The 9,759-nt window shown below is 67.8% G+C and carries 8 protein-coding genes and 1 pseudogene; 1 reads left to right on the plus strand and 8 read right to left on the minus strand.

Features of this window, described 5'->3' with window-relative positions:
* The 7 genes from cas1 to AC08OV_RS20965 form a co-directional block, all read right to left on the minus strand.
* A partial coding sequence (gene cas1, locus AC08OV_RS20935; protein ID WP_476620165.1) for a CRISPR-associated endonuclease Cas1 occupies window positions 1-856 on the minus strand: 856 nt, incomplete at its 3' end.
* The gene (cas4, locus tag AC08OV_RS20940; RefSeq protein WP_011437728.1) at window positions 849-1,514 is read right to left on the minus strand and encodes a CRISPR-associated protein Cas4; all 666 of its coding nucleotides are present in this window, start codon (window positions 1,512-1,514) and stop codon (window positions 849-851) included. The genes cas4 and cas1, both read right to left, overlap by 8 nt.
* Complete coding sequence (cas7c, locus tag AC08OV_RS20945; protein ID WP_476614830.1) at window positions 1,511-2,401, minus strand: type I-C CRISPR-associated protein Cas7/Csd2; 891 nt, start codon at window positions 2,399-2,401, stop codon at window positions 1,511-1,513. The genes cas4 and cas7c overlap by 4 nt, the downstream gene beginning before the upstream one ends.
* Window positions 2,402-2,516: 115 nt before the next feature.
* A complete protein-coding gene (locus tag AC08OV_RS20950) occupies window positions 2,517-4,448 on the minus strand; it encodes a type I-C CRISPR-associated protein Cas8c/Csd1 (RefSeq protein WP_476614831.1) in 1,932 nt (643 codons plus the stop codon).
* Entirely contained in the window at window positions 4,448-5,113 is a 666-nt protein-coding gene (cas5c, locus tag AC08OV_RS20955; protein ID WP_476614832.1) for a type I-C CRISPR-associated protein Cas5c, read from the minus strand. Before cas5c ends, AC08OV_RS20950 begins: the two co-directional genes overlap by 1 nt.
* Before the next feature lie 557 nt (window positions 5,114-5,670).
* A complete protein-coding gene (gene cas3 / locus AC08OV_RS20960) occupies window positions 5,671-8,043 on the minus strand; it encodes a CRISPR-associated helicase Cas3' (protein WP_476614833.1) in 2,373 nt (790 codons plus the stop codon).
* Between the two features lie 238 nt (window positions 8,044-8,281).
* Window positions 8,282-8,518 carry a hypothetical protein gene (locus AC08OV_RS20965; RefSeq protein ID WP_476614834.1) on the minus strand — a complete coding sequence of 79 codons (237 nt, stop codon included), beginning with the start codon at window positions 8,516-8,518 and terminating at the stop codon, window positions 8,282-8,284.
* 162 nt (window positions 8,519-8,680) lie between these two features.
* Here AC08OV_RS20965 and AC08OV_RS20970 point away from each other — a divergent pair, with 162 nt between their 5' ends.
* Entirely contained in the window at window positions 8,681-8,863 is a 183-nt protein-coding gene (locus AC08OV_RS20970; protein WP_476614835.1) for a helix-turn-helix transcriptional regulator, read from the plus strand.
* 536 nt (window positions 8,864-9,399) lie between these two features.
* Here AC08OV_RS20970 and AC08OV_RS20975 read toward each other — a convergent pair.
* A pseudogene (locus AC08OV_RS20975) lies at window positions 9,400-9,759 on the minus strand (DUF2786 domain-containing protein); the annotation flags it as partial.

A 9,759-nucleotide genomic window follows, 5' to 3' on the forward strand; every position in this document is an offset into this window, starting at 1 on the left:
TGGCCTGGAGCAGGGGAAGGGTGGCGGCGGGGGTGTCGTGGGTGAGGAGGGTGTGGGGCCAGGTTCGGGCGCGTGCCTGGCTCCACAGGGTGAGGTAGTTTTTCCGGCCGGACTCGGTGAGCTGGCAGGAGCCGCCGGGGTGGTGTTCGAAGTCGGCGTCGGTGAGCTGGCGCTGGTTGAAGGCGGTGAAGACGAGGCGGTCGACGAGCAGGGCGCGGAATTCTTCCATGAGGTCGAGGGCGAGGGCGGGTTTGCCGGGGCGGATGCCGTGGAGGTAGCCGATGTGGGGGTCGAGGCCGACGTGGTCGAGGGCGCCGTGGACGGCGATGCGCAGGATGCCGTAGCCGAAGGACAGGGCGGCGTTGACCGGGTCGGTGGCGGGTCGGCTGGTGCGTCCGGCGGGGGCGGTGACGGTCGCGTGCGGGGTGAGCAGGTGCGGCCATGTGGCGATGTAGCGGCGGGCTGCCTGTCCTTCGACGCCCATGGCCTCGGCGACGTTGGTGGTGTCACGCAGGGTGGGGAGGGCGTCGGCGAGGTGGGCGGCGGTGTCGCGGAGTGCGGTTTGGCGGGTGCCGGTGGCGTCGCGGGCGGCGCGGAGGAGGAGTTGGCGGCTGTTCTGGAGTTTCCCGGCTATGTATGACGTGGCGAGAGTGAGGCGTCGTTCGTCGTCGCGGAAGTGATCGTGTTGGGCGATGCGTAGGTGGGGGTTGCCGCCGGTGGGTCCTTCGACGCGGACGAGGGGGAGAAGGCGGCGGCCTTTGTCGTTGTCGGGATGCCAGATGCGTACGGCGTCGCCGTCGAGGTGCAGGCTGGTTCCGGGTGTTGTGGCGTAGAGGGTGTTGAGGAGCTCAGCCATGCCAGTGTCCTGCGGGTCGTGGGGTGAACAGGTCGTGGGTGCCCGCCGCGGCGTTGGCCAGCTCGGGGAGGCAGTCGTGGTGTAGGGAGCATCGTCGGCAGCGGCGGTCGGCGACGGCCTCGGGGAGGGCCGCGGTGGTGAGGATGTCTCGCATCCGCTCGGCTGCGGTGATGATTCGGGTGGCGAGTGTGTCGGTGAGGTCGACGCGGTGGCGCCGACGGTCGGTGTGGGAAAACACTTCGGCATAGGGGACGTCGAGCGTGAGCATGTCTCGCAGACACAACGCCTGGGCGCCGGCCTGGAGATCGGCCGGCCCGCCGGGGACGTAGGGGCCAACCTTGTGCTCGATCGGGATTGCGCTGGTCGAGCTGATCTCGACGACGTCGCATACCCCGTACAGGCCCAGCCGGTCGCTCCAGACCTGCAGGCCGGTGACCTGCCGGATCCGGTTTCCCTGGGGGGTGGGGACGGCGGGGGACGGTTCGTGGACGTGAGCGTGGGCGACGTTGCCGCGCATCGTCTCGATGTTGTCGGCGAAGACGTTGTCGAGGTGGATCAGTGCGGCCTGGCGGGGGCAGTAGGCGTGGTGTTCCAAGGCGGAGATGGGAAGCCGTCCGGCGTGGGCGTCCCCGCCGGGCCACCAGTCGGAGGGGTTCATCCCAGCACGCGGGTGAGGGCCACGTCGTCGGGCAGGTCGGCGTCATCGACGTCGATCTTGTAGTCGCCGAAGCTGCGCGGTTCACCCGCGGAGATCTTCCGGGCGGTGATGCGGGCGGAGAGGGTGTGGGCCGGTGCGACGCCGAAGGCGTTGTGGTGGCTGAACACGTATAGGCCACGGGTGGCCATCTCGCCGCGGGTCGCGGACCGGTCGTGGTCGAACATGTTGACCAGGGTGCACAGGAACAGGTCGAGGTCGGCGGCGCTGACACCGGTCTGGCGGCCTCGGGGCGCCGAGTAGTGGATCTCTGCCCGGTACAGGCCGTAGGGGACGGTCCACTTGCCGCCCATCTCGGTGCGTTCGCCCTTGTCGATGTCGGCCTGGGTGGTCTGGGTGACCCGGGTGATCGCATGGTCGACGGGCAGGACCGGGTCGAGGGACCGGGCCATGCCGACCTGGATCGGTCCGCGGATCTGCCCCAGCGACTGGGTCTTGCCGGTGGACAGGACCGCGCCGAACAGGCGGATGTCGACGTACCGGTTGGCGAGCCATTCCCGGGCCTTCGCGGCTTTCGCATCGTCGATCTTCTTGCCGAGTTCGAGTCCCTTGACGAGGTAGGACTCTTCCAGTCGGGTGTTCAGCGCGTGGCCGGCTTCGACGAAGATCTGGTAGCGGGTCAGGTCGAGGCCTTCGGCTTCGGCGGCCAGGCCGATGGTGTCGCGGACCTTCCTCTTGATCGCGACGTCGGTGACCAGGCCATGGCCGGTTTCGTCGTCGGTGCGGGGCCGGTTTCCGTTGTCCGGGTCACCGTTGGGGTTGCCGTCGGTGACGTCGAACAGCAGCACCATGTCGTGCTTGACGTTCGGGTCTAGGACGAAGGTCGGCATGGAAGGTCTCCTTGAAGACGCTGGGGGAGTCTCGGGTGAGGTGGGCCGAGCCGGTGGTGGTCTCGAGCCGCTGGGGTGCAGGCCGGTCAGCGCGGCGCGGTGTTTTCGCCGTTCGTCACGTGTCCTGGTTGTCGTCCCTCGGAGGCGTTTCGGGTGCCTCGGTGTGCATGTCCTCCGGATCGATGTCCGCCTGGGCTGTCGTGGCGGCGAGTGCCTTGGCGGCGTTGGCCTCCCGTCCGCGGCGCATCGAGTCGGAGCGGTGGTGGTGGTATCCGAGGACGAACCGTGCCTGTTCGTCGAGCTGTGCGCGTCCCGGCAGGCCAGGGCCCGCGTCGAACATGGCGAATAGGTCGGAGAGCTGCCGGCCGAGGGCGATGGCGGTGTCGGGGCGGCTGCGTCCGATCTTTTTCAGCCAGGGCTGGGCGAGTTTCTGCCCCTGGATGAGGGCGATCTTCGGGTTGGTGATGGCACCGGCCAGGTGGCGGTCGGCGAAGGTGGCGTTGAGCCGGTCTTCTTTGCCGCGGCCGATGCGGGCGGCGTAGTACTGGATCGTTTCGAGCTGCGCGAAGATCCGCCCGGCGAGGTAGGCGGGGTCATGATTGTGGGGGTCGAGCCCTGGTCCGGGCATGGTGGACTGATTCCTCTCTTCCGCGTCTTCCACGCGGTGGGGTCGTCGGCGGACCAGCGCGAGCCGGAGCAACGCGACGCGGGCGTCGTCGATATGGCCGTCGGTCCGGATACGGGTCAGCAGGTGGGAGAACAGCGCGGGCGGCAGCGGCAGTCCTTTGAGCGCGGACTGGAGAAGGTGGCGGCGTACGTTCTCGGGGCGCTGGGCGTTGCCCGCGCCGAACCGGGCGTACTCGCCTGCCTGGCTGTCCCCGCCACGGTTCGCAATCCACCGGCCGGTGGCCAGGTCGAGGCGAGTCAAGGGGAGATAGCCCGCCCGCGAAGTGTCCACGCCGAACGTCTGATGATCAGCGAACCAGGTGCCAATGTTCTTCTCGAGTTGCGTGAGTGGCATGTCGATCCAGTCCCGGATCATCACCCGGGACACGTTGCCGCTGACCGTGACGGAGCAGAACCGGTCGAGATGGCGGATTTTGGCGGGCCCGGTACCGGAGTGGATGCGTGCCACCAGCTTTGTGACTTGCTGCGGGTCGGGTTTCACCAGGGTGTTCGTCAGGTCGAAGTCGCGGCCGAGGGTCCACCAGGTCATCCGACTGTCGCCGCCGGTCATCGCATGATCGGGATCGTCCAGCAGGTACTGCAGGTTCGCGACCGACCGTTGCGCGCAGCCCAGGCAGACCGGCACCGTGGTGAGGTTCTCGCTGAAGTCGTAGGTATGGATGCGCTTGTTCGCCGAGACCAGCGCCGCGGATGCCTGACTGCAACCGGGGACGAGACGGCGCGGTATCTGCTGGGGGAACCGGTCGACCAGGATTCCGACCCGTCCGCACACCAGGCACGTCCCGCTCCGTCCCCCGCCGTCGGTCTTCCCTCCGGCTTTGCGGCGCTGCACCTCCAACTCCCAGCAGGCCCGAAGCGATGGCTCCTCGGTCACCCAGTGGCCGTGCGCGCCGACGAGGAGAATCACCCCCTGTTTCGAGGTCCAGGCAGCTGGCGGGGTCAACGCCGCATACTGCCGGGTGGCGAAGAAGGCAGCGCAGGCCTGGGCGATCGGATCGTCGGGAGCGGCCAGCGACCATCCCCGGATCAAGTCGCCGAACGCCGCGTGGCAGTCCGCGACCCGGTCCGATTTGGATGCGTCGTCGGCCCAACCGAGAACGTACTGGATGTCGTCCGCGCCCAGAAGCGGAGAGATGCCGGCGGCCCGTGCGATGTAGGGAACCGGGCCGATCTCACCGTGCTTCATCTGACGGTCCGCCGGATTACTCAGGTCCACCAGGTCAGGTGAGCCGAGCGTGCCGTCCGAGGTGATACGCAGCCCCCACCGCATGGGCCGCATCTGGAAGAACGGCGGAAGCGCGGCGTCCTCGAAGCCCGGGATGACAGGCCGCTCGAACGCGGCGAGACGTTGCAGCAACATTACGCCACCACCGGGATATCGGCCCGCACGCCATGCTCGGGGATGGTCAACACTCCGGACTCCAGCCGGGCCTGGAACCAGTCGAATCGGGTCGGCTCGCCGTGATGGATGCGGTGCAGCATCAACCCCAGATCTTCCGAGTGGTCGATCGGCGGGGTCTCGTCGGGCGGTCCGAAGTAAGCCGGGAATTCCCGGGTACCCATGCTCGGCTGGTGGAAGCACGCCCCGCGGCTCACCCGCCGACGGAACTGGTCCCGGTAGGCGGCGGTCGTCTTCGTGGCATGCGGCCGCAGCTCCACCTGGGCGTGGAGGCGGTAGGCCACGTCTTTCAGACACACCGCGTTGCGCTGGTCCCGGTTCGCGGCCGTGTCAATCCTCCGATGCCCCGCGGCCGCGTCCATCAGCGACGGCAGGTCATGGGTCTCGTTGCGCCGCAGGGTGAACTTCCTGATCGGCTTCAGGACCTCGATCGCGACCGGCACCCACCGGAACTCCGGTTTCCAGAAGATCGACTCGAGGATCCCCACCGCCGCGGTCGGCGTCATCACGGGATAACTGACCCGCTCGACCCGCAACTCCGGCCGAGTGAACAAACCTCCCTCAGCCCACACCTGAACAACCACCGGCGGATCCCCCGAGGGCGACCGGGAAAACGATGATCCCATCCGCTGCACTCCTCACCTGAAGTAAAAGCCATCAGAAAAAGGCGAAAGATGCACATGATTAAGTGCCGGCTGCTTTCGGTCGCCGATCGCAGCGTCGTGCACACAATCGACGCATCGCGAACTACCCTCGCCGTCGGCGGTGAGGGTACGGCAAGGCGCCGCTACAGGAATTTGCTCGTCGACTTCGACTTCGAACTAGCCAGGGCTCATGCCAACTGCCATCCAATCGACGTGTCCGGCGGGAACGGTTGTGCCCTACGGTCCCGGGCAGGCAGCGGTCCCGGAATCATCTATATCCGAGACTCGCGCCCTGCCCGTGCCACGGGACTCAACCGTTAGAAGCCTCGCCGGCACGCTGGCCTACCGGCGCAGGACGGGTACGTGCGGACCGCCTCGCGCAGTATGGCACAGCCCCTCGGGAGCGGTCACAGGGACCCCCTACACGGTGCCCCTGCACATGGTACGCAACTAAACTTTGGTTGTGTACCAGTGGCACGAGCACGCCGCCAAACCATCAACCGCCTCGGTTACCTGCGATATCTCCTGGTCACGTGGTCTCATGCGACGAACTCCTCGCCGGTGGGGGTGAGGACAAGGCCAGCGTCGTCGTAGCCGCCGCGCCATTCGACGAGGTCGCCGAAGACGGGCTCGCACAGGGCGGCGACGTCAGGCCGGTTCCAGGTGTGCCGCTGGATCTGGACCAGGTAGGGCTGGATACGGCGGATCATCGAGGTGTCCGGCGTGGGACTGGTGCGCAGCTCGGCCAGCAGTTCGCCGACAAGCTCCTTGGCCGGGCCGTAGGGGACTGCGACCGGGATCGTGTCCTTGTCGATCATTCGGAAGGCCCGCGATCGGTCCCGCTCGTCGCTGTTACCCACGTCGCGCAGCGGTCCATCGGTCACCGCCTGGAAGTCGAGCCGGGACCTGCTCTGCTGCACGGCGGCACCCCGACTCGCGAGCCCGCTCACGACCGGCTGGCGGAAGTAGCTGGTGTAGTAGTCGCGCAATGCGTCGAGATCGTCCGGGTCGGCCAGACCCGGGCCGATCCGCTCTCGAGTGAGCCGGACCGGCAGCTTGTAGGCGGACGGGTTCCCGCTGTCGGACGAGTCGAACACGACGACGAGACCGCCCTCCCTGCCCAGGTTGCCCTCGCGGTTCGCGCGGCCGGCGGCCTGCTGCAGCGAGTTGGCGGGAGCCAACGCCCGGAACACGAGGGGGAAGTCGAGGTCCACCCCGGATTCGATCAACTGCGTGCTGACGAGCCGGACCGGCTTCCCGTTCGCCAGCCGCTCGCGCACCTCCCTGAGAACCTGCCGGCGGTGCGCCGGACACATCGCCGTCGACAGATGCAACACCGACACCTCCGCCGGCACCTGTGCCGCGAGAAGCTCCCGCATCCGACGGGCATCGATGATCGTGTTCACCACGGTCAGCGACTGGTCCCGCCCCTCGGGCCCCGGGAGAGCAACGCGATCAGCCACCTGCTCCAGCGTCGGTTTCGGATCGGTCCACCACTCGTAGCGCACCCGCCGCAACGCGTCGTACAGCCGCTTCGGCTCGGCGATCATCTCAACTGGGCGGATGTTCTTCAGGGGACCAAGCGACCACAGATCTGGCTGGGTCGCCGACGCCAGGAGAACGGTCGTCCCGAACTGGACGGTCAGCAGCCGCAGCGCGTCCACAATCGGTACCAGCAGGGCCGGCGGCAGCGCCTGCACCTCATCCAGCACGATCACCGCGTTCGCCAGCCGATGCACCTTCCGCATCGCCGCCGGCTTGCGACCGAACAAGGACTCGAACAGCTGCACCGTCGTCGTCACCACGAACGGCGCGTCCCAGTTTTCCGCGGCCAGCCGGACCCACCGCCGCCCGGGACTGTTCTCGTCCACCGTAACCTGGGAATGCTGCTCCAGCACGACCGGTTCACCGCCGTCCGACCCCTCCGGATCCAACAGGCTGCGGTACACCGCCGCGTTCTGCTCGGTGATGGTGATGAACGGCACCGCCACGATCACCCGCGACTTGCCGTGCTCCAACGCATGCCGCACCCCGAACGCGGCCATCGCCATCGTCTTGCCCGCCCCCGTCGGCGCCGGCAACCGAAAGAACCCACCCGGCACCGACGCCGCCGCGACGGAGGCCTCGAACACCTCCTCCCGCCATCGATCAACATCCGAAGCAGGCCGGCCCGCCAACAACCGTTTACGCCGGTCGACGAAGCGGTCCCACAACATCGCCATATCCGCCGGCGCCGCGACCCGAGGTCGCCCACCGGTACGGTGCGCCGCCGTGTCCAGCCCATCGGCGTCGACCAGCGCGGAGAACAGGAAGCGCACCAGCATGTCGCGCTCGACCTGCTCGTGACATCCGCCAGGCAGCGGCACTCCCGAAGCGTCGAACAGGTCCGGGAGCAAGGGCCGCAAGGCCGTCTCCGCCTCGTCCCGGGCGCGAAGCTCCTCCGCCGTCGCGTCATCGACCTCGTCCGCGACGAACGAAGGACTGGCCAGACCACCGTGATGTCCATGCAACGCCAACCCGAGCAGATCTGCCCCATGACGACGAGCCAGCACCACCCCGAGCGACTTGTGCTCGAAGCCGACCCGGCCTCCCGTCGCCTCCACCCGCAGAAGATGTTCCTGCCAAGCGCAAGACGCTTTTCCCACGTCATGCCCCAAGCCCAGGAAGCGACCCGCGGGCCCGGCTCCGAACACCGACGCGAACCGTTCCGTCAGCGCGCCTGTGCCCTCCAGATGATCGATCAGCCGATGCCGAACACCGTCCGAGTTCGCGCTATGCGCCCACACTCCGAACCCCCGTCCCTGCACTCCGCCTTCAACAACTCTCCGTAGTTGATCGGCGTCGTGGTCTCGTGGGGGACATCTAAGCCGACAGGTCCGACAAAAATCCGTACAGGGGGACGACCGGGGCACCGTCAGCCGAGAAACGAGGGCTCATCGCCAGTGCCCCTGCAACGCCGTCGAGGGCGTCACGCCCTGCCTCACGATGTGCGGAACTACCCCGAATCCAGGGCCGTCCGAAGAAGGAATCCGAATAAGAAATCGGTGCAAACCAGGTAGAAACGGTGCCAGGAGGATGATGATCGATCATGCTGTAAGGCATCCTGCCTGTACCGGCTGAGACAGCGCTGCGGCTCGCCTCCGGCGAAGGTCACAACGAGGGTGTCTCGCGGAAGACCAAGGTGACGTCGACGTCGCCGAAGTGCTCGGCGAAGACGGCGCTGGCCGGCATGGACGCGAGGGCGGCGGCTACCTGTTCGACTGTCGCCTCGGGCGAGACGGACAGCCCGATGTCGACCGCCGGCGGGTGCACGATGCGGGTCACCGTGACGAACTCCGACGCGTGCTGTGGACTGGGGGGTGGCTCGGATGGTCGAACGGTGGTCATACTGCGGCCTCCTTGCGGATCCGTCGCGGGTGTCCCGCCTCGATCGTCGGCACGGGGCGGAGTCGCCTCTCGGCGCAACGGGTTGTAGCGCTGCAATCAAAGTATGCGCCCTGAGGTTGTAGCGCTGCAACTAGCTAGTGTTGATCCGTGGCGGATGAGACCATGACGAGCAGTGACATCGCGTCGTTGCTTGGGATCTCCCAGACCGCCGTCAACAAGATGATCTTGAAGGCGTCCGACTTCCCGACGCCCGTTATCGCGCGACCGAACTTCCGGGCCTGGCGGCGCCCTGAGGTCGAGGCATGGTTACGGCAGCACCGCCCCGGTGCGCTCGACGGCCAGTAGAACTCCGCCAGGAAGGGCCTCGCCGCCGTAGCCGACGCCTGCGACGCTCGGCAATGCCGATATCCCAGTCGCTGAACTCACCCAGGGTCAGGTTCCTTTCCCTCGACGCCACCCCGGAGAATTCTCTACCAGGGCACGGCGTGCCCGGAGCCCCTCGCCCCTGGTTCGATGGGCGGCCTCATGGGTCCTGGGAGCTTGCGCGTAGCGCAAGCTCCATATGTGCCGTCGGAGGTGGGTGACGCCGGGTGCCGTTCTGTCCATCGTCCGGCGGGTTGTTTTCCCCGGGGGGAGTGGGGGTTCGGGGGCGCATTTGTGTGCCGCGTCCTGCCGATTTTCTGGTCGTGGTCTCGGGCGGGTTGCTTTGGAGCTGGATTCTCCCGGAATCATTGTCTGATCTTTGTCGGAGTCGATCGTAGCCTGGAAGGGAAGGACGCCGGCAGAACAGACGGCACGGGGCGTACTGGAATAGCTGCGGGCATGGTGAAGGGCCGGCGCCGCTGGGTGGCGGCGCCGGCCTGGCGCGGGGTGCGGTGGGGTTAGCTGCCGAGAGCGGGCCGCTGGGTGGGGGTCAGGCGGGTGCCGCCGAGGTCGGCGCGTTCGCCGGTGTGGTAGCCGTCGCGGCCGCCGGAGCCGGAGAGCTGGCGGGCTCGTCCCTTGCGCAGCCGGGGGTAGGTGTGGGTGAGGTGGCGTTGGACGAGGGTGGCGCGGTCGGCGAGGACGAGGGCGGTCGACGGTCCGGTGCTGGTGGTGTCTTCGCGCAGGGCGCGGGCTTTCGCGGCGGCTTCGGCGGCAGTGAGCCGTTTGTAGACGGCGACGGCGAAGCCGGCGAGCCAGGAGCGGCGGAAGGCGCGCGGGTTTTCCCCGGTGGGGATGCGGGCGGCGGCGAGGCCGTAGGA

Source organism: Frankia sp. CeTa3Moorea, from assembly GCF_978021225.1.